22 protein-coding genes are annotated in these 17,445 nt (G+C 67.5%); 3 read left to right on the top strand and 19 right to left on the bottom strand.

Translation table 11 applies throughout. From position 1 onward, the window contains the following. The first annotated feature begins 42 nt into the window (after positions 1–42). Positions 43–363, top strand: a complete 321-nt coding sequence (locus AX750_RS01545) for a 2Fe-2S iron-sulfur cluster-binding protein (RefSeq protein ID WP_066721341.1) — start codon at positions 43–45, stop codon at positions 361–363. Between the two features lie 191 nt (positions 364–554). After that, positions 555–977 (top strand): universal stress protein, encoded by a 423-nt coding sequence (locus AX750_RS01540; RefSeq protein WP_066721347.1) that lies wholly within the window; start codon positions 555–557, stop codon positions 975–977. A 7-nt stretch (positions 978–984) separates the two neighbouring features. On the opposite strand, the gene AX750_RS01535 is transcribed toward AX750_RS01540, so the two are convergent. The 6 genes from AX750_RS01535 to AX750_RS01515 all read right to left on the bottom strand — a co-directional run bounded on the left by AX750_RS01535 (position 985) and on the right by AX750_RS01515 (position 3,802). After that, complete coding sequence (locus AX750_RS01535; RefSeq protein WP_156446549.1) at positions 985–1,584, bottom strand: hypothetical protein; 600 nt, start codon at positions 1,582–1,584, stop codon at positions 985–987. Positions 1,585–1,638: 54 nt separating this feature from the next. After that, positions 1,639–1,911: a BrnA antitoxin family protein gene (locus AX750_RS01530; RefSeq protein ID WP_066721350.1), complete on the bottom strand. Its 273-nt coding sequence runs from the start codon at positions 1,909–1,911 to the stop codon at positions 1,639–1,641. Then, positions 1,895–2,026 carry a BrnT family toxin gene (locus AX750_RS27115; protein WP_348626264.1) on the bottom strand — a complete coding sequence of 44 codons (132 nt, stop codon included), beginning with the start codon at positions 2,024–2,026 and terminating at the stop codon, positions 1,895–1,897. The genes AX750_RS01530 and AX750_RS27115 overlap by 17 nt, the downstream gene beginning before the upstream one ends. Positions 2,027–2,029: 3 nt before the next feature. Next, positions 2,030–2,197: a BrnT family toxin gene (locus tag AX750_RS27110; RefSeq protein ID WP_348626263.1), complete on the bottom strand. Its 168-nt coding sequence runs from the start codon at positions 2,195–2,197 to the stop codon at positions 2,030–2,032. Between the two features lie 68 nt (positions 2,198–2,265). Next, positions 2,266–3,441 (bottom strand): VWA domain-containing protein, encoded by a 1,176-nt coding sequence (locus AX750_RS01520; RefSeq protein WP_066721352.1) that lies wholly within the window; start codon positions 3,439–3,441, stop codon positions 2,266–2,268. Positions 3,442–3,529: 88 nt separating this feature from the next. Further along, complete coding sequence (locus AX750_RS01515) at positions 3,530–3,802, bottom strand: HU family DNA-binding protein (RefSeq protein ID WP_066721353.1); 273 nt, start codon at positions 3,800–3,802, stop codon at positions 3,530–3,532. 271 nt (positions 3,803–4,073) lie between these two features. On the opposite strand from AX750_RS01515, the gene AX750_RS01505 reads away from it, so the two are divergent. Then, entirely contained in the window at positions 4,074–5,318 is a 1,245-nt protein-coding gene (locus AX750_RS01505) for a flavin-dependent oxidoreductase (RefSeq protein ID WP_066721356.1), read from the top strand. Between the two features lie 5 nt (positions 5,319–5,323). Here the strand turns inward: AX750_RS01505 and AX750_RS01500 are convergent, their stop codons facing one another. The 13 genes from AX750_RS01500 to xdhC all read right to left on the bottom strand — a co-directional run bounded on the left by AX750_RS01500 (position 5,324) and on the right by xdhC (position 17,408). Continuing rightward, complete coding sequence (locus tag AX750_RS01500; protein ID WP_066721358.1) at positions 5,324–5,692, bottom strand: PilZ domain-containing protein; 369 nt, start codon at positions 5,690–5,692, stop codon at positions 5,324–5,326. Positions 5,693–5,828: 136 nt separating this feature from the next. Beyond that, a complete protein-coding gene (locus AX750_RS01495; protein ID WP_066721360.1) occupies positions 5,829–6,155 on the bottom strand; it encodes a PilZ domain-containing protein in 327 nt (108 codons plus the stop codon). A 110-nt stretch (positions 6,156–6,265) separates the two neighbouring features. After that, the gene (locus AX750_RS01490) at positions 6,266–6,724 is read right to left on the bottom strand and encodes a cupin domain-containing protein (RefSeq protein WP_066721362.1); all 459 of its coding nucleotides are present in this window, start codon (positions 6,722–6,724) and stop codon (positions 6,266–6,268) included. An 18-nt stretch (positions 6,725–6,742) separates the two neighbouring features. Then, complete coding sequence (locus AX750_RS01485; protein WP_066721364.1) at positions 6,743–7,441, bottom strand: ABC transporter ATP-binding protein; 699 nt, start codon at positions 7,439–7,441, stop codon at positions 6,743–6,745. Position 7,442: 1 nt separating this feature from the next. After that, positions 7,443–8,192: an ABC transporter ATP-binding protein gene (locus AX750_RS01480; RefSeq protein WP_066721366.1), complete on the bottom strand. Its 750-nt coding sequence runs from the start codon at positions 8,190–8,192 to the stop codon at positions 7,443–7,445. Beyond that, positions 8,185–9,186: a branched-chain amino acid ABC transporter permease gene (locus AX750_RS01475; protein WP_066721368.1), complete on the bottom strand. Its 1,002-nt coding sequence runs from the start codon at positions 9,184–9,186 to the stop codon at positions 8,185–8,187. The genes AX750_RS01480 and AX750_RS01475 overlap by 8 nt, the downstream gene beginning before the upstream one ends. Then, the gene (locus AX750_RS01470; RefSeq protein WP_066721370.1) at positions 9,183–10,109 is read right to left on the bottom strand and encodes a branched-chain amino acid ABC transporter permease; all 927 of its coding nucleotides are present in this window, start codon (positions 10,107–10,109) and stop codon (positions 9,183–9,185) included. Before AX750_RS01470 ends, AX750_RS01475 begins: the two co-directional genes overlap by 4 nt. A gap of 95 nt (positions 10,110–10,204) precedes the next feature. Further along, a complete protein-coding gene (locus tag AX750_RS01465; RefSeq protein WP_066721372.1) occupies positions 10,205–11,374 on the bottom strand; it encodes an ABC transporter substrate-binding protein in 1,170 nt (389 codons plus the stop codon). A gap of 288 nt (positions 11,375–11,662) precedes the next feature. After that, entirely contained in the window at positions 11,663–12,745 is a 1,083-nt protein-coding gene (locus AX750_RS01460; protein WP_066721375.1) for a BMP family ABC transporter substrate-binding protein, read from the bottom strand. Positions 12,746–12,773: 28 nt separating this feature from the next. Next, positions 12,774–13,697 (bottom strand): ABC transporter permease, encoded by a 924-nt coding sequence (locus tag AX750_RS01455; RefSeq protein ID WP_066721377.1) that lies wholly within the window; start codon positions 13,695–13,697, stop codon positions 12,774–12,776. A gap of 256 nt (positions 13,698–13,953) precedes the next feature. Next, positions 13,954–15,018 carry an ABC transporter permease gene (locus AX750_RS01450; RefSeq protein ID WP_066721383.1) on the bottom strand — a complete coding sequence of 355 codons (1,065 nt, stop codon included), beginning with the start codon at positions 15,016–15,018 and terminating at the stop codon, positions 13,954–13,956. Then, positions 15,011–16,570, bottom strand: a complete 1,560-nt coding sequence (locus AX750_RS01445; RefSeq protein ID WP_066721379.1) for an ABC transporter ATP-binding protein — start codon at positions 16,568–16,570, stop codon at positions 15,011–15,013. The genes AX750_RS01450 and AX750_RS01445 overlap by 8 nt, the downstream gene beginning before the upstream one ends. Next, positions 16,554–17,408 carry a xanthine dehydrogenase accessory protein XdhC gene (gene xdhC, locus AX750_RS01440; protein ID WP_082737548.1) on the bottom strand — a complete coding sequence of 285 codons (855 nt, stop codon included), beginning with the start codon at positions 17,406–17,408 and terminating at the stop codon, positions 16,554–16,556. Before xdhC ends, AX750_RS01445 begins: the two co-directional genes overlap by 17 nt. Between the last annotated feature and the right edge of the window lie 37 nt (positions 17,409–17,445).

Raw genomic sequence — 17,445 nt, 5'->3', positions numbered from 1 at the left:
TGCTCTAAGGCGTGCGCGTCCCTTCGCACGCTGGAGTTCGAGATGCCGCAGGTCACCTTCATCGACGCGCATGGCGAAAGCCGCACGGTCGAGGGCGAAGCCGGGGCCACGGTGATGGAAGTCGCCATCCGCAACGGCGTGCCCGGCATCGAGGCCGAATGCGGCGGCGCCTGCGCCTGCGCGACCTGTCATGTCTATGTCGACGACGCCTGGGCGGCAAAGACCGGCAGCCCCGAGCCCATGGAAGAGGACATGCTGGACTTCGCCTTCGAGGTGAAGCCGACCTCGCGGCTGTCCTGCCAGATCAAGCTGCGCGACGATCTGGACGGCCTCATCGTGCGGACGCCGACGCGCCAAGGCTGAAACGCTCCGCCGCGTCAGCGGCCTTCATCGTCCCAGATCCTGAAACGTCTTGATGCGGCGGCGCGTCTGGCGCAGCCTGCGCGCGGCCGTCCACGTGATCGCCGGACGGCCCTCGGCCTTGTTTGCGCTGGATCATCGTCGCCGGGCCGGGAACTCGTAATGTGCGGGTCACAGCAACGAGGAGCCGCGTCATGTACAAGTCGATTCTGGTCCCCGTCGACATCGCCGAACCGGAGCTGGCAGAGCCGGCCATCGCGGCGGCCGTCGGTCTGGCCAAGGGGGCGGGCGCGTCCGTGCGGCTGGTCTATGTCCGCTCGCTGGTGCCGATTACCTATATGGAATTCGTTCCGGCCGGCTTCGACGCCGAGCAGCAGGAGGACGCCGAGGCCAAGCTCGCGGCGATCGCCGCCAAGATCGATCTGCCCGAGGCGCAGGTCTCGGCCAAGGTCCTGATCGGCTCCGTCCATGGCGAGGTCCTGGCGGAGGCGGAGGCCAGCGGCACCGACCTGATCGTCATCGGTTCGCACGAGCCTGGCATGCTCGCCTATGTCATCGGCTCCAACGCCTCGGCCATCGTGCGGCGGGCCAAATGTTCGGTGCTGGTCGTCCGCTGAGGCGACGTCAGCCCACCCGGCCGGGCACGAGGTCGTCCGGCACCTCGCCGGTCGCGAGGTCGCGCGGCCGGTTGAGCACGACCATCGGCTTCACCTGCCAATAGGAGGCCGCCGCGAGCAGCAGCCCGAGCAGCGCGACCGAATGCTGCCCCTGCAGCAAGCCGCGTGCGATGAAGAAAGCGAGCATCAGCAGCGACGCGCCGCTGACCACGGCGAGCGCCGCCCAGAGCGGCGTAGGCTTGCCGGCGACGAAGCGCGCCTTCGGATTGGCCCGTGCGATGGCCGCCGACAAAGCGCTGACGAAGGCGTGATAGCCGGCATCGTCGCGGTCCAGTTCGGTCAGCGAGCGCCAGGAGAGGTTGCCGAAGGTGATGCTGCGGCCATCGCTGAGCCGCAGCTGTGTCCTGAAGCCTTTCGAGCTGAGATTGCTCGGCGCATAGGTGAAGCGGACCTGCTCGACGGCGGATAGCCGGACGCGATCGACCTTGCGGGTCGAATCGACCACCAGCGTCTCGCCCTCCAGCCGATAGGCGATCTCGAATCCGACTGGGCGCGCGCGCTGGCGCCAGGAGGGGAGCTGGGTGTCGTCGTCTGATGTCGGCGTCATGGCGTGAGCCATAGCGGCTGTGCTCAGGCTTGTCGCGGACTCAAGACCCGCGCATCACCTTTTGGAGTTCTCCAGCTTTTCCGAAAGCCAGATCTTGATGAGCGACTGGTAGGGAACATCGCGCTCGTTGGCCGCGATCTTGATGCTTTCCAGAAGCGCGTTGGGCAACCTGATCGAGATTGATGTCGAGGACGGCGTGAGGTTGGGAAAACGAACGGCGGACGCCTTCGTCCAGTCGACATAATCCGTGGAGTCGTGCGTTTCCCAGAAGGCTCGCTCCTCGGCTTCGCTCTGGAATGACGGTATCGCCTTAAGCGGCTTCGGCATAATGACGACGCTCCTTCCGGTTCATGTCGCGCGCCGAGATCACGCGGATGAGGCTGTTCTCTCGGCGCAGGGTGAACACCACGTAGAGACAACGACCTTCATCGGTTTGGCCCAACGCTCAGAACCTGCGTTCCGATAGGCTGTGTTGCTGATCGTCCATCAGCAGCAGCGGCTGGTTCATGAAGACCTGCTCCGCTTCTGCTTGACCGACATGATGCTTGTCGACGCTCTTGCGCGCATTTCCCTGATCCCAATCGAAGCCGATGACGAGATTGAGATCGATCACGATTGTCTACCCTGATCATATACGCATCAAGGATGGCTGGCCTGATCTGGTGGCCTCTCGGGGAGGCCTCAGCGCGCCAGCACCTTCATCGCCCCGTCGAGCCCGTCGAGCGTCAGCGGGAACATGCGCCCGCCCATCAGCGTGCCGATCTGGCGGATCGACTGGGTGTAGCTCCACAGATGCTGCTGTACCGGGTTCAGCCAGACCGATTTGGGAAAACGAGAGGTCAGGCGCTCCATCCAGACCGCTCCGGCCTCTTCGTTCCAATGCTCGACCGAGCCGCCCGGCATCGCGATCTCATAGGGGCTCATGGAGGCGTCGCCGACGAAGACGAGCCGGTAATCGGCCGGGTAGGTCCGAAGCAGCTCGAAGGTCGGGATCGTCTGGTCGTGCCGGCGGCGATTCTCCCGCCAGACCCGCTCATAGGGGCAGTTGTGGAAGTAGAAATGCTCGAAATGCTTGAACTCGGCCCGCGCCGCCGAGAACAGCTCCTCGGCCAGCTCGATATGCCAGTCCATCGAGCCGCCGACATCGAGAAACAGCAGGACCTTGACGGCGTTGCGCCGCTCCGGCCGCAGCTTCACATCGAGATAGCCGTGCCGGGCCGTCTCGCTGATCGTGGAATCCAGATCGAGTTCCTCGGCCGCGCCTGTCCGGGCGAATTTGCGTAAGCGGCGGAGCGCAATCCGCAGGTTTCGAACGCCGAGCTCGCGTGTGTCGTCGAAATCCTTGAACTCGCGCTTGTCCCAGACCTTCACCGCCCGGAAGTTGCGGTTGCCGTCCTGCCCGATGCGCACGCCTTCGGGATTGTAGCCATAGGCGCCGTAGGGCGAGGTGCCGGCGGTGCCGATCCATTTCGAGCCGCCCTGATGGCGGCTCTTCTGCTCTTCCAGGCGCTGCTTCAGCGTCTCGAACAGCTTGTCCCAGCCGAGGGCTTCGATCTGTGCCTTTTCGGCGTCTGTCAGATATTTCTCGGCGAGCTTGCGCAGCCATTCGTCGGGAATGGCCTGCTCTTCGACCGCTTGGCCCAGCGTCTCCAGGCCCTTGAAGACCTCGCCGAAGACTCGGTCGAAACGGTCGAGATGGCGCTCGTCCTTGATCAGGCAGCAGCGTGCGAGGTGGTAGAAATCTTCGACGCGATGCTCCGCGAGATCAGCCTCCACGCCCTCCAGAAGGGCGAGATACTCCCGCAGCGTGACGGGGACCTTGGCGGCCCGCAGATCGGTGAAGAGGCGCAGGAACATGGCGCTACTCTGGCGCCGGAGGCGCTGCCGTCAAGCGCGGACCGCCGCACCTCCCGCGCAGAGCGGGAAGTGCGGCAGAACCGGCCGCTCACGCCACGGCGTCGGCGAGGTCCTTGGTGACCTTGAACTTCACCACGGTCTTGGCCGGGACCTTGATGGTCGCGCCGGTCGAGGGGTTGCGGGCCTCGCGGGCCTCGCGCTTGGCCGCCGAAAACTTGCCGACGCCGCCGAGCGTGATGTCGTCACCGGACTTGAGCGTCTTCGCGACGACGGCGCCCAGCGCGGTCAGGATGGCGGAGACGTCGGTCTTCGACTTGCCGGTCTCGTCCGCGATCGCGGCGATCAGTTCATTCTTGGTCATTAGAAGCTCCTTCGGAGTGGTGTCACGTCCCGCGGCACGTCGATAACGATCGAATCGAAGCGCGCGATGGCCACGGACCGCGCGGTGCGATTGCGGCAGTTGCCATGGTCGACGTCGAAAGGCGATGGCCGCAGCGCAAGATACGCACAGGAATCGCGTTCGTTCCGCGAGGGAAGGCCCGCTTGCAACCGCTGGACGTCCCTCACGGTCGCGATTGACAAGCCGAAGCCGGATATTTCAAGCTTGAAATAATAAGGCCCGGGGGATCGGCATGAAGGTCATCATCGTCGGAGGCGGCATTGGCGGTCTCACGCTCGCCCTGATGCTGCACGCGCGCGGCGTCAGCGCCACCGTCTACGAGCAGGCGGGCGAAATCCGAGAGGTCGGCGTCGGCATCAACACGCTGCCTCATGCGATCCGCGAATTGGCCGAACTCGGCCTGCTGCCGGCGCTCGACGCCGTCGCGATCCGCACCCGCGAACTCGTCTACATGAACCGCTTCGGCCAGACCGTCTGGCGCGAGCCGCGCGGCCTGCATGCCGGTGCGCCGGTGCCGCAATTCTCGATCCATCGCGGCCGGCTTCAGGGCGTCATCCGCGATGCCGTGGTGGCGCGTCTGGGGGAGGGCGCGGTCAGGACCGGCCGGCGGCTGCAGGGCTTCGTGCAGGACGAGGGTGGCGTCACCGCCCACTTCACCGACGCCAGGCGCGGCGAGGCTGGCGAGACGGCGCGAGGCGACATCCTGGTCGCGGCCGACGGCATCCATTCGGCGGTGCGGGCGCATTACTTCCCGAACCAGGGCGCACCGCGCTGGAACGGCGTACAGATGTGGCGCGGCGCCTGCGACTGGCCCGTCTTCCTCGATGGCGAGAGCATGATCGTCGCCGGCGGCATGGCGGGGAAGCTCGTGCTTTACCCCATCGCAAAAGGCACGACGCCGCAGACTCGGCTGACCAACTGGGTCGTCAACATCCGCACCGGAGATCCGGCCAAGCCGCCGCCCAAGGAGGCCTGGTCCAAACCCGGGCGGCTCGAGGATGTGCTGCCCTTCGCGCGGCGCTTCACCGTACCCGGTGTCGACATCCTCGCCCTCATCCAAGCCACGCCGGGTTTCTGGGACTATCCGATGTGCGACCGGGATCCGCTGCCGCGCTGGACCCACGGCCGCGTGACCCTGCTCGGCGATGCCGCCCATCCGATGTATCCGGTGGGTTCGAACGGGGCCTCCCAGGCGATCCTCGACGCCCGCTGTCTCGCCGACCGGCTGGTGAGTTCCGAGCATCCGCGTCATGCGCTCGCGGCTTATGAGGCGCAGCGCTTGCCGGCGACGGCCGAAATCGTGGCGTTGAACCGCAAGGGCGGCCCGGAGCGCGTCATCGACGCCGTCGAGCAGCTCGCGCCGAACGGCTTCGACGATGTCGAACGCGTGCTCAGCTACGCCAAGCGCGAGGCGATCGTGAAATCCTATGCCGGCACGGCGGGTTTCTCGCAGGAGCAACTCGCTCGCAGGGCCTGACGCGCTCAGCCGGCTTCAGTCAGTTGCTCGATGCGGCTTTTCATGCGGGCGTTGTCGCGCTCGGCCATGCGCAGGCGCATCGCGACGTCAGCGTCGGAGGAGCCTCCGGGCTGCGAAGCCTCTTCGGCCTCGAAGGACACGCCGATGCGCGTGCCGCTGCGCCAGCGCATATGGGCCTGGTAGCAACGCTGGCGCTGGGCGATCGCGAGCTCGAAGTCCGGGGGCAGCAGCACCGTCTCCGGCACGACGATGAGGGCGCCGCCCTCCGAGATGTTGCGCACGACGCAGTCCAGGGTGCTGCGCTGCTGGTTGTAGCGGGCCTGCGCCCCCAGCAGCGAGCGAAGGCGCGGGGTCTGGCGTCGCTCCGTCGTCATGGCTCGAGTCCGGCCGTCTTCACCGGGCGGCCCCATGCCGCCTCACGAAAACCATGCCAGAGTCCGCGCTGCGCCGCAGCAACCGGTTCGGTCAGTGTTTAACGATCGGTCGCCCGAATCCGCGAAAGAACAGGGTTCAGCCCGTGTCGCCGCGGCCCGCACGCCGAGCTCGCGCCTCGGCCAGCGAGACCACAGGCGAGGGGGCGGATTCCTCGGGCGTCAGGAAGGCGACGCCGACATCGTCGCCGCGCCGCCAGCACTGCCGGACGCGGCGGCTGTGCCCTTCCGGAATGGTGAGTTCGAAGGTCTGCGGCAGCTCGATCCAGTCCGCCATGCGCACCATCGCGCCGGTCCGCGACCGGTTGCGAACGGTGCAGGCGAGGACGGACTGCTCGCCGTTGAACATGACGCGAGCCGGCTGGTGGAGGCGGCTGCGCGTCTCGAGGCGGCGGTCGGCGATCATCGGCAGGCTCCCGCGACAGGCCTCCGGGGCGGAGGCTGTATCGGGGGGAGTCTGCCGGAAACCGGGCGCCGGCGCAGCTTTTACCGCAGCTTAACCTTACCTCGACGGCGTCAGGCACCGTCCGGCGGCGGCGGCAGGAAATCGACTTCGTGCTTGGCCGAGAGCGCCACGACATCGGCCGGGTTCTGCTCGGCCATCGAGTGGATGCCCCAGAACAGATCGTAGAGACGCGCCGTCGGCGCCACCCAGAACAGGCACTTCACAGGCGCATCGCTCTTGTTGAACAGGCCATGTGGGACGTTACGCGGCAGCCGGATCAGGTCGCCCGGCAGGGCATGGCTCTCGGCCCCGTCGAGGACGAGGTCGAGCCGTCCCTCGAGCATGTAGATGAATTCGTCCTGCGTGGTGTGGATATGCGGGGGCACGAAGGTGCCGGGCGGGAAGGTGGCGTGCCAGGAGAAGGACTCCTCGCTCAGCGACTTCGGCACATAGGTCTGGCCGAGGATGTTCCAGGAGATCGAATCGAGCCCCTCATTGGCCCGGGTGACGCCGGCGGTCAGTGGCTTCATGGCAGATGTCCTCGCTCGTCAGAAATGCAGGAAGCGGTCCTTGACCGCGCTGTCGCTGCGCAGGTCGTCGCTGCTGCCGCGCCAGACGACGCGGCCCTTCTCCAGCACGACATGGCGGTCGGCGATCTTGGCCAGCGCATCGACATTCTTGTCGATCACCAGGATCGACTCGCCCTCGGCCTTCAGCGCCGCAAGGCAGGCCCAGATCTCCTGGCGGATGATCGGCGCCAAGCCCTCCGTCGCCTCGTCGAGGATGATCAGCCGGGGATTGGTCATCAGCGCCCGGCCGATCGCCAGCATCTGCTGTTCGCCGCCCGAAAGCTGGTTGCCGCGGTTGGCGCGGCGCTCCTTCAGGCGCGGGAAGAAAGCGTAGATCCGCTCGATGTCCCAGCGGGGCTTGCCGAAGCGGCTGGCGGCCGTGGCGATGAGGTTCTCCTCGACAGAAAGCGTCGGGAAGATCATCCGCCCCTCGGGGACCAAGCCGATGCCGGCTTGCGCGATCCGGAACGCGGGGGCACCGGTGAGATCCCGCCCCGCGACGCTGACGCGGCCGGATTTCGGCGGGATCAGCCCCATGATCGCGCGGATCGTCGTGGTCTTGCCCATGCCGTTGCGGCCGAGCAGCGTTACGACCTCGCCTTCGCCGATCGAAAGATCGACCCCGAACAGGATCTGCGCCTCGCCATAGCCGGCATCGAGGCCCTCGACGACGAGCATCCTACCCCTCCTCGCCGAGATAGGCCTCGCGGACCGCCGGGTCGGCCCGCACGTTGGCGGGATGGCCCGAGGCGATCACGCGGCCATAGACCAGCACGCTGACGCTGTCGGCCAGGGCGAAAACCGCCTCCATGTCATGCTCGACCAGCAGCATGGCGTAGCGGCCCTTCAGGCTCGCCAGCAGCGCGATCAGCCGCTCGCCCTCCTCACGGCCGACGCCGGCGAGCGGCTCGTCTAGCAGGATCGCGGCGGGCTCCAATGTCAGCGCCATCGCGATTTCGAGAGCCCGCTTCTCGCCATGCGACAACTGACCGGCGAGCACATGGGCACGCTCCGTCAGGCCGACGGCTTCGATCGCCGCCCAAGCCGGGGCGTTCAGGGTCTCGTCCCGGGCCGCGTTTCGGAACAGCGCCAACGGATGCGCGGCGCGCGCCTGGACGCCGAGTGCGACGTTCTCGAGCACCGAGAGCGACGGGATTGTCGAGGTGATCTGAAAGGTTCGGGCGAGGCCGGCGCGCGCCCGTCTTTCCGGTGAGAAGCCGGTGATGTCCTGCCCCCGGAAGCGGATGCTGCCGGTGTCGGGCCGCAGCATGCCGGAGATCTGGTGGACCAGCGTGGTCTTGCCGGCGCCGTTGGGGCCGATCAGGGCGTGGAGTTCGCCCGGTGCGACCGACAGGCTGACGCCGTCCGTGACCTTCAGCGCGCCGAAGGCCTTCTGGATGCCGGAGAGGACGAGCACGGGCTCAGTCATCGCGGCCGATCCCGAGCTTGCGCATCAGCCCGACCAGCCCGCCGCGCGTGAACAGCACGAAGAGCACGATCATCGGCCCGAAGATGACCTTCCAGTGCTCGGTCCAGCCGGCGAGGATGTCCTCGGCGAAGAGGAAGGCCAGCGCCCCGATGATGGCGCCGTGCAGCGAGCCGACGCCACCGAGCACGACCATGAAGATCAGCTCGCCGGAACGCGGCCAGGACATGAAAGCCGGGCTGACGAACTCGGTCTGGTTGGCGAGCAGGAAGCCGGACAGGCCCGCGATCAGCCCGCTGATCACATAGGCGGCGAGGCGCACCTGCGAGACCTGGAACCCGGTAACGGAGACTCGCGTGCCGTTCTCGCGCGCAGCCCTCAGCACGCGGCCGAAGCGCGAGGCGACGATCACGCGGACGAGGAGGTAGCAGGCGAGCAGCACGCCCAGCACGACATAAAAGAAGCCGGTCCGGTTGCCGAAGGCGTTGAACCCCAGCACCGTGCTGCGCTGGTAGAGCGTCAGCCCGTCGTCGCCGCCATAGGCGGAGAGCGCCTGCGCCAGGAAGTAGACCATCTGCCCGAAGGCCAGCGTGATCATGATGAAGGTGACGCCGCGCGTGCGCAGCGAGACATAGCCCGTCACGAGGGCGAACACGCCGCACACCGCGAGCACGACGGGAAGGATCAGCAGCGTCTCCGCCAGACCTTCCGTGATCATGATGCCGGTCGCATAGGCGCCGATCCCCACGAAGGCGGCGTGCCCGAAGGAGACCAGACCGCCGACGCCGAGGATGAGGTCGAGCGACAGCGCCGCGATGGCGAAGATCATGGCCCGCGTCACCAGCGTCAGCCAGTGCGAGGGCAGGCCGAGCGAGACCGCGACCGGCAGCAGCGCCAGCAGCCCGAACAGCAGGATGGGAACGAGCGGGAGGCGCCGGGCGGGCAGGGGGATCGCGCGCCCGGTCGAGCCGGCCCGGGTCGTGGCGGTTTCGCTCATGCCCGGCCCTTCGAGGGCAGGAGCCCCTCCGGCCGGACGAACAGCACGATCGCCATCACGAGATAGATCAGCATCGAGGACAGCGCGGCGCCCGCCGCCCGGGCCGAGGGGGCGCTCATGAACAGCCGCAGCAGGTCGTTCATGAAGGACCGGCCGAGGGTGTCGACGAGGCCGACGATCAGCGCTCCCACGAAGGCGCCCCGGATCGACCCGATGCCGCCGACGACGATGACGACGAAGGCGAGGATCAGAATGTTGTCGCCCATGCCCGGCTCGACCGAGAGGATCGGTGCCGCCATCACCCCGGCGAAGGCGGCCAGCATGGTACCGAAGGCGAAGACGATCATGAAGAGCTTGTTGATGTCGACGCCCAGTGCCGAGACCATGGGGGCGTTCGAGGCGCCGGCCCGCAGCAGCATGCCCGTGCGCGTCTTCTCGACGACGAACCAGAGTAGAGCCCCGACGGCAAGCCCCGCCCCGATCAGCGCGAAGCGATAGGTCGGGTAGAGGATGCCGTCGAGCAGCGCGACGTTGCCAGACAGGAAGGCCGGGACCGGCACCGAGAGCGGCGCAGCGCCCCAGAGCATCTTCACGCCCTGGTTCAGCAGCAGGATGAGCCCGAAGGTCGCCAGCACCTGGTCGAGATGGTCGCGCGCGTAGAGATGTCGAAAGACCAGGAACTCCAGCGCCAGCCCGATCACGAGGGCGCTGGCTAGCGCCAACACGAGCCCCAGCACGAAGCTGCCGGTGATGCCGACGAAGGTCACCGCGAGATAGGCGCCGAGCATGTACTGCACGCCATGCGCCAGGTTGATGAAGTCCATCACGCCGAAGACGAGCGTCAGTCCGGCGGCCACCAGGAACAGCAGGATGCCGAGCTGGAGGCCGTTCAGGATCTGGACGATAAGGAGGCCTGTGGTCATGTCATGTCGCCCGTCATGCTCGGGCGTGACCCGAGCATCTCAGGAAAGAGATTCTCGGGTCTGCGCTGCGCTTCGCCCGAGAATGACGAAGAGGCTTACTTCAGCGGGCATTCCTTGGCGTGCGGGTCGGCATAGTCCGTGAAGACCTTCGAGACGATCTCGGTCTGGAACTTGCCGTCGGGGCGCTTGGCGGCCTTGACGAGATAGAAATCCTGGATCGGGTAGCCGTTGGTGTTGAACTTGAACTTGCCGCGCAGCGAGGTGAAATCGGCCTTCTTAAGGGCCGCGCGCAGCTTGTCCTTATCAGCCGTGCCGCCGGCCGCCTTGACGGCCGAGTCGATCAGCATCGCGGCGTCATAGGCCTGCTGGGCATAGGAGCCGGGCACGATCTTGTAGGCCGCCTCATAGGCGCTGACGAATGTCTTGGTCTGCGGATTGTCCATGTTCGGCGCCCAGGTCATGCCGCCGAACAGGCCGACCGCGGCATCCTGCTGCGCCGGCAGCGTCGATTCATCGACCGTGAAGGCCGAGAGGAAGGGAATCTTGCCTTGCAGGCCCGCCTGCGACCACTGCTTGACGAAGTTGACGCCGAGCCCGCCCGGCAGGAAGGCGAAGACGACGTCGGGCTTGGTCGAGGCGATCTTGGCGAGGTCCGAGGCGAAGTCCATCGAGGTCAGCGGCGCATAGACCTCGTCGACGATCTCGCCCTTGAAGTAGCGCTTGAAGCCCGCGAGCGAGTCCTTACCGGCCTGGTAGTTCGGCGCGATGATGTAGGCGCGCTTGTAGCCCTGGTCTTGGGCATGCTTGCCGAGAACCTCGTGCACCTGGTCGTTCTGGTAGGAGGTGACGAAGAAGTTCTGGTGGCAGCCCTTGCCGGCCATGGTCGAGGGGCCGGCGTTCGGCGAGATCAGGAAGGCGCCCGAGTCGAGCACTGGCTTGGCGATCGCGCCGAGGATATTGGAGAACACCGGGCCGACCACGAAATCCGCCTTCGCGCTTTCGACATAGGCCTTGACCTTGCCGACCGCGACGTCCGGCTTGAGTTCGTCGTCGATCACGGTGATCTGCACCGGCACGCCGCCGAGCTTGCCGCCGTTCTGGTCGACCGCGAGCTGGAAGCCGTCGCGGACCTGCTGGCCGAGTGCCGCCGCCGGGCCGGTCAGCACGCTGACGACGCCGATCTTGAGCGGCTCCTGCGCCTGGGCCGAGGCGATGCCGAGCGCGAGCAGACCGGCACCGAGCGAAAGCGAAAGCTTGAGTGTCATGTCGGATGTCCTCCCGGGACGAACGAGAAAGCCGGAGTGCGACAGGGGTCCCCTCGACCTCCTTGACCGCGCGATGAAGGCATATTGTTTCAAGCTTAAAATATCTGCAAGGGGTTCTTGCCGGAGAATCTTTGACGGCCCGGTGAACCTCCAAGTCATCCCGGACAAGCGGCGATCTCGCGCCGATCCGGGATCCATCGTAGAGCGCAGTTCCCTGTGATCGATCCCGGAGCTCCGCTTCGCTACGTCCGGGATGACGCCGTGGATGGCGTCACCGTCACGGCGATCTCACGCCTGAACGCCGTCCACATACCAGTCCATCTTGGACAGCATCTCGTCGGACGCCTTCTCGCCGGCCTTGAGTCGCACCGTACCCTTCTGGTCCTTCAGTTCCCCGGTAAAGGGGTGGAGCGTGCCGGCGACGATGCCCTTGGTGACCTCGTCGGCGGCGGCACGAGCGGCCGGCGTCACGGCGTCGTTGTACGGCGCGATCTTGACCATGCCGTCCTTGATGCCGCCCCAGACGTCGCCGCTCTTCCACGTGCCGTCCATCACCTCCTTGACGCGCTTGATGTAGTAGCCCGACCAGTCGTCGACGATCGCGGTCAGATGTGCCTTCGGGGCGAAAGCCTTCATGTCGGAGGCCTGGCCGAAGGCGAAGACGCCGCGCTGCTCGGCCGCCTGCAGGGCTGCCGCCGAGTCGGTGTGCTGGGTGATGATGTCGCAGCCCTGGTCGATCAGCGCCTTGGCGGCGTCGGCCTCCTTGGCGGGGTCGTACCAGGTCGACGCCCAGATCACCTTGGTCCGGAAATTCGGGTTCACCTTCCGCGCCGCGAGCGTGAAGGCGTTGATGCCCATCACCACCTCGGGGATCGGGAAGGAGGCGATGTAGCCGGCCTGGCCGGACTTCGACATGTGCCCGGCGATCGTGCCGATCACGGCGCGCCCCTCATAGAAGCGGGCATTGTAGGTCGCGACGTTTTCGGCGCGCTGATAGCCCGTGGCGTGTTCGAATTTCAGCTTCGGGAACTGCTTCGCGACCTGGATCGTCGGGTTCATGAAGCCGAATGACGTCGTGAAGATCAGCTGGTTGCCGGCCTGGGCCAACTGGCGGATCGCCCGGGCGGCGTCGGGGCCCTCCGCCACCTTTTCGATGAAGCTCGTCTTGATCTTCGCGCCGTATTCCTTCTCCAGCGCGAGCCGGCCCTGGTCATGCGTCCAGGTCCAGCCATGGTCGCCGATCGGGCCGACATAGATGAAGCCGACGCCGAGCGGCGCCTGGGCCCGCGCGCCCGTGCCGAGCAGCGGCAGGGCGGCGGCGCTGGCGCCGGCACCGAAATTGAACCGGCGGCGGGTGATGATCGAGGTCATGAAGGGGTTCTCCGGTTGCGGGGCGGCGTCAGGACGCCGAGAAAGGCTTGCCGAGACAGGCCGGCGCGTTGAGCCGGCCCGATCTGCGGCCTAGCGACATCATGGTCAGAACCGCGATAGTCGCAAGATAGGGCGTCATCGCAAGAAGCTCGGGCGCGAGCCAGGTGATGCCGGCCGCCTTCGCCTGCAGCTCGAGCGTCATCACCGCGCCGAAGAGATAGGCGCCGAGCAGCAGGCGTCCCGGCCGCCAGGCGGCGAAGACGACGAGGGCGAGTGCGATCCAGCCCCGACCGGCGGTGAGCCCGTCGGCCCACATCGGCGTCAGCGCCAGCGAGAAATAGGCCCCGCCCAGCCCCGCCAACGCGCCACCGAAGGCGATCGCGGCATAGCGGATGGCGATGACGGGGTAGCCGATGGCATGGGCCGAAGCGTCGTTCTCGCCGACCGCGCGCAGGATCAGGCCCGGCCGCGTCCGGCGCAGGAACAGGCTGACGCCGAGCACGAGCGCGAGCGAGAGATAGACGACGATGTCGTGGCCGAAGATGGCGCGCAGCCAGGGATGCTCGGAGAGCGCGGCCGGAAACACCGGGCCGAGCCGTGTGATCGTGCGGCCGACGAAACCCGCCCCGATCAGCGAGGAGGCGCCGATGCCGAAGATCGTCAGCGCCAGCCCCGTCGCGACCTGATTGGCCGTCAGCGACAGCGTCAGCACGGCGAAGACCATTGCCGTCGCCACGCCCGCCGCCATTGCCGCGACGAGACCCAGCATCGTGCTGCCGGTGCTGAAGGCGACCGCGAAGCCCGCGACCGCGCCGCACAGCATCATGCCCTCGACGCCGAGATTGAGCACGCCGGCTTTCTCCGTGACGAGTTCCCCCAGCGCCGCCAGCAGGATCGGCGTGGAGGCCGCGACGAGGGTCATCAGGATCGAGACGAGGATGGCGGTGGTCATGGCGCCCCCTCCGTCATTCTCGGGCGCAGCGCAGGCGCGTACCCGGAACCCACGACCGGGTGAGCCATGGGGTCCTGCGTCATGCTCGCCCTTGTGGCGAGAATCCACGTCTTGAACACTGAGCCAGCCCGAGGAAGGCGTGGATGGTCGGCACAAGGCCGACCATGACGGGTCTTCCGTCTCACCCCGTCGTGGGTTCCGGGTTCGCTGCTGCGCAGCGCCCCGGAATGACAGGTGCAGGTTGTCGAGCGCCCTCTCATGCCGCCCGCACCTTCCAGCCGATGCGGTACTTCACCAGCACGTCGGTCGCCAGCAGCACGAACAGCAGCAGGGCTTGGAACATGCCCGTCGCCGCCTGCGGCAGGCGGACCGTCGTCTGGGCGATCTCGCCGCCGACATAGGTCGCCGCGAGCACGATGCCGCCGAAGACGATGCCGAGCGGGTTCAGCCGTCCCAGGAACGCGACGATGATCGCGGTGAAGCCGTAGCCGGTCGGGAATTGTGGCGTCAGCTGTCCGAAGGGGCCGGCTGCCTCGAACAGCCCGGCGAGGCCGGCGAGCCCGCCACCCGCCAGCAGCGTCGCCCAGGTCACCCGGTCGGCGCTGAAGCCGCCATGGCGCGCCGCGGCGGGCGCCAGCCCGACGACCTTCACCGCGTAACCGGCGGTCGTCTTTTCCATCAACAGCCAGGCAATCAGCGCGATCAGAAGCGCCGCCGGAATGCCGAGATGGACGAGCGAGCCTTCCAACACGGTCGGCAGGGTCTGGTCGGCGCTGAACATCCGTGTCTGCGGAAAATTGAAGCCGTCAGGGTCCTTCCAGGGCCCGCGCACCAGGTAATAGAGGCTCTGCACCGCGACATAGGTCAGCATCAGGCTGGTCAGGATCTCGCTGACCTGCAGCCGCACGCGCAGGACGGCTGGCACCGCCGCCCAGGCCATGCCGCCCAGCACGCCCGCAACGGCCATGGCGGGCAGGATCCACCAGCCGGTCATTTCATGCGTCGCCAGCGCCACGCCGGTGCCGGCGATCGCGCCCATGATGTACTGGCCCTCGGCGCCGATATTCCAGACATTGGCGCGGAAGCCGATGGCGAGCCCGAGCGCGATCATCACCAGAGGCGCCGCCTTGACGCCGAGATCGGGCCAGCGCTGCGGCTCCACGAAGGGCGTCACGAAGATGCTTTCGACGGCGTGGAAGCCGTCATAGCCCATCGCCGTGAACACGATCATGCCGAGCAGCATCGTCAGCCCGATCGCGATCAGCGGGCTGAGCCAGAGCATCAGCGTGCTCGGTTCGCGGCGGCGGCGCCATTCAAGCATGGGCCGGCTCTCCCGGCGGCGCGGCTGCGCCATGCACGCCGCCCATCATCAGGCCGATTTCGTCGATGCCGAGGCTGGCGACGGCGCGCGGCGTTGACAGCCGGCCCTCGTTGATGACGCAGAGCCTGTCGGCCAGTTCGAGCAGCTCGTCGAGATCCTGCGAGATCACCACCACCGCCGAGCCCTTCTCGGCGAGATCGACGAGTTCCTGCCGGATCGCCGCCGCGGCCCCCGCATCCACGCCCCAGGTCGGTTGGCTGACGACGAGCACGGCGGGAGATTGGCCAATCTCGCGGCCCATGATGAACTTCTGCAGATTGCCGCCCGAGAGCGAGCGGGCGAGCGCCGCGGTCCCGGTGGTGCGGACGTCGAAGCGCTTGATCACGGAATCGGCGAAGCGCTGGACATCGCCCGTGCTGATCAGACCGAGCGGCGTCAGCGGCAGGCGGTGGCGTGCGGTCAGGATCGCGTTGTCGGCGAGAGAAAAATCCGGCACCGCGGCATGGCCGTTGCGTTCTTCCGGCACGCAGCAGAGCCCGAGCGCCCGGCGCGCCCCCGCACCCAGCCGCCCGACCGGTTTGCCGTCGAGTGTGACCGCATCGGCCGTGTTCGCAGGCCGCTCGCCCGACAGGGCGGTCAGCAGCTCCGACTGGCCGTTGCCCGCAACGCCGGCGATTCCGAGGATTTCGCCGGCCCGCGCCTCGAAGGCGACCGCACGCAGGTCGGTGCCGAAGGGCGGCTCGCCCGGCAGCGTCAGCCCGGAGACCGACAGCCGCACCGACCCGGCGCCGGCGCTCCCGCCATGCTCGATCTGGCGGAGTTCCGCGCCGATCATCAGCTCGGCCATGCGCTTCGTGCTCTCAACGCGCGGGTCACAGGTCGCGACGACCCGGCCAGCCCGCAGGATCGTGGCGGCCTCGCACAGAGCCTTGATCTCGTGGAGCTTGTGCGAAATGTAGAGGATCGCGCAGCCCTGCGAGGCGATCTGGCGCAGCGTGCCGAAGAGCTTGTCCACCTCCTGCGGCGTCAGCACCGAGGTCGGCTCGTCCATGATCAGCAGCCGGGGATTTTGCAGCAGGCAGCGGACGATCTCGATGCGCTGGCGCTCGCCGACCGACAGCGTATGCACCTCGCGCTCGGGATCGAGCGGCAGCGAGTAGCTCTCCAGGATCGCCGCGACGCGGCCCTTGAGCTCGTCCTTGTCGCAGGCTTCGTCGAGGCCGAGCGCGATGTTCTCGATCACCGTCATCGCGTCGAAGAGCGAGAAGTGCTGGAAGACCATGCCGATTCCCAGCCGCCGCGCGATCTTGGGCGAGAGAATGGCGACCGGCGCGCCATCCCAGGCGATGGTCCCGGTGTCCGCCTGCTGCACGCCGTAGATGATCTTGACCAGCGTCGACTTGCCGGCGCCGTTCTCGCCGAGCAGGGCGTGGATCTCGCCCGGGCGGACGCTGAGGCTGATGTCCTCGTTCGCCTTCACGCCGGGGAAGCTCTTGGAGATGCCCGCAAGGGCGAGCCGAGGGCGAACCGTCTGTTCAGGCGGTTGCGTCATGGCCGGCTCGTTCCTCCGCTCCGGCTCCGCGGGAAGCCTCTGGTTTCCGAAGCAAACTCCGCACCAGTTCGGCGGCCGTCAAGGCCGCGATGACCTCGGGGCGCTTGTCATCCACATCGGCGCCGCCGATCGGGCAGGCGAGGCGCGACAGCGCCTCGCGTCGCCCCCCGGTGCGGAGGAAGCCGGCCTCGAAGCGCGCGCGTTTGGTCGCCGAGCCGATCATGCCGACATAAGCCGCATCGCCCCGCTGCAGCGCGGCTTCCGTCAGCCGGTAGTCGAGCGCGTGGCTGTGCGTGAGCACGACATGGGCGGCGCCGGCCGGCGCCGTCGCAAGGGCCGCGACGGGATCGGCCATGCGGATGCAGGTCACCGCCGCCGGCAGCCCGTCCATCACGCCGTCGCGGTCGTCGATCAGCATGACCCTGAAAGGGAGAAGGGCCAGCGCCTCGACCAGGGCCCGCCCGGTATGCCCGGCGCCGAAGACCAGCACGGCCGGGCGCGCCTCGGCATCGGCCCGCTCCCGCGCCACCTGCATCGCGAGGTCGGTCGAGGTCGCGCGCCGCAGCGAAACCTGCACCCGCCCGCCACAGCACTGGCCCATCTGCGGGCCGAGCGGAATGTCGAGGCTGCGTTCGCGCTCGCCGCTCGAGAGCATCTCGCGCGCCATGTCGATGCAATGAAACTCGAGCTGCCCGCCGCCGATCGTCCCGGCGGTGGCGTTGAGGCTGACGGCCATGGCCGCACCGGCTTCGCGGGGGGTGGACCCGGCCGCGTGGGTCAGGGTGACCAGGATGGCGCCTGGGCGACGATGCTGCGCGAGAAAGGCGGAGAGGCTCATTCCCTCCCCCCGCTTGCGGTGGGGAGGGTTAGGGTGG

This window comes from Methylobacterium sp. CCH7-A2, assembly GCF_001557075.1.
Lineage (GTDB): Bacteria > Pseudomonadota > Alphaproteobacteria > Rhizobiales > Beijerinckiaceae > Allobosea > Allobosea massiliensis.
Note: the sequence above shows the minus strand (reverse complement) of the source record. Positions and strands in the feature narration are given on the sequence as shown.

What these genes read in the sequence shown, in the direction of transcription:
- AX750_RS01545 (WP_066721341.1), top strand. Translation starts at nt 43, where the DNA reads ATGCCGCAGGTCACCTTCATCGACGCGCATGGCGAAAGCCGCACGGTC.
- AX750_RS01540 (WP_066721347.1), top strand. Translation starts at nt 555, where the DNA reads ATGTACAAGTCGATTCTGGTCCCCGTCGACATCGCCGAACCGGAGCTG.
- AX750_RS01535 (WP_156446549.1), bottom strand. Translation starts at nt 1,584, where the DNA reads ATGACGCCGACATCAGACGACGACACCCAGCTCCCCTCCTGGCGCCAG.
- AX750_RS01530 (WP_066721350.1), bottom strand. Translation starts at nt 1,911, where the DNA reads ATGCCGAAGCCGCTTAAGGCGATACCGTCATTCCAGAGCGAAGCCGAG.
- AX750_RS01520 (WP_066721352.1), bottom strand. Translation starts at nt 3,441, where the DNA reads ATGTTCCTGCGCCTCTTCACCGATCTGCGGGCCGCCAAGGTCCCCGTC.
- AX750_RS01515 (WP_066721353.1), bottom strand. Translation starts at nt 3,802, where the DNA reads ATGACCAAGAATGAACTGATCGCCGCGATCGCGGACGAGACCGGCAAG.
- AX750_RS01505 (WP_066721356.1), top strand. Translation starts at nt 4,074, where the DNA reads ATGAAGGTCATCATCGTCGGAGGCGGCATTGGCGGTCTCACGCTCGCC.
- AX750_RS01500 (WP_066721358.1), bottom strand. Translation starts at nt 5,692, where the DNA reads ATGACGACGGAGCGACGCCAGACCCCGCGCCTTCGCTCGCTGCTGGGG.
- AX750_RS01495 (WP_066721360.1), bottom strand. Translation starts at nt 6,155, where the DNA reads ATGATCGCCGACCGCCGCCTCGAGACGCGCAGCCGCCTCCACCAGCCG.
- AX750_RS01490 (WP_066721362.1), bottom strand. Translation starts at nt 6,724, where the DNA reads ATGAAGCCACTGACCGCCGGCGTCACCCGGGCCAATGAGGGGCTCGAT.
- AX750_RS01485 (WP_066721364.1), bottom strand. Translation starts at nt 7,441, where the DNA reads ATGCTCGTCGTCGAGGGCCTCGATGCCGGCTATGGCGAGGCGCAGATC.
- AX750_RS01480 (WP_066721366.1), bottom strand. Translation starts at nt 8,192, where the DNA reads ATGACTGAGCCCGTGCTCGTCCTCTCCGGCATCCAGAAGGCCTTCGGC.
- AX750_RS01475 (WP_066721368.1), bottom strand. Translation starts at nt 9,186, where the DNA reads ATGAGCGAAACCGCCACGACCCGGGCCGGCTCGACCGGGCGCGCGATC.
- AX750_RS01470 (WP_066721370.1), bottom strand. Translation starts at nt 10,109, where the DNA reads ATGACCACAGGCCTCCTTATCGTCCAGATCCTGAACGGCCTCCAGCTC.
- AX750_RS01465 (WP_066721372.1), bottom strand. Translation starts at nt 11,374, where the DNA reads ATGACACTCAAGCTTTCGCTTTCGCTCGGTGCCGGTCTGCTCGCGCTC.
- AX750_RS01460 (WP_066721375.1), bottom strand. Translation starts at nt 12,745, where the DNA reads ATGACCTCGATCATCACCCGCCGCCGGTTCAATTTCGGTGCCGGCGCC.
- AX750_RS01455 (WP_066721377.1), bottom strand. Translation starts at nt 13,697, where the DNA reads ATGACCACCGCCATCCTCGTCTCGATCCTGATGACCCTCGTCGCGGCC.
- AX750_RS01450 (WP_066721383.1), bottom strand. Translation starts at nt 15,018, where the DNA reads ATGCTTGAATGGCGCCGCCGCCGCGAACCGAGCACGCTGATGCTCTGG.
- AX750_RS01445 (WP_066721379.1), bottom strand. Translation starts at nt 16,570, where the DNA reads ATGACGCAACCGCCTGAACAGACGGTTCGCCCTCGGCTCGCCCTTGCG.
- xdhC (WP_082737548.1), bottom strand. Translation starts at nt 17,408, where the DNA reads ATGAGCCTCTCCGCCTTTCTCGCGCAGCATCGTCGCCCAGGCGCCATC.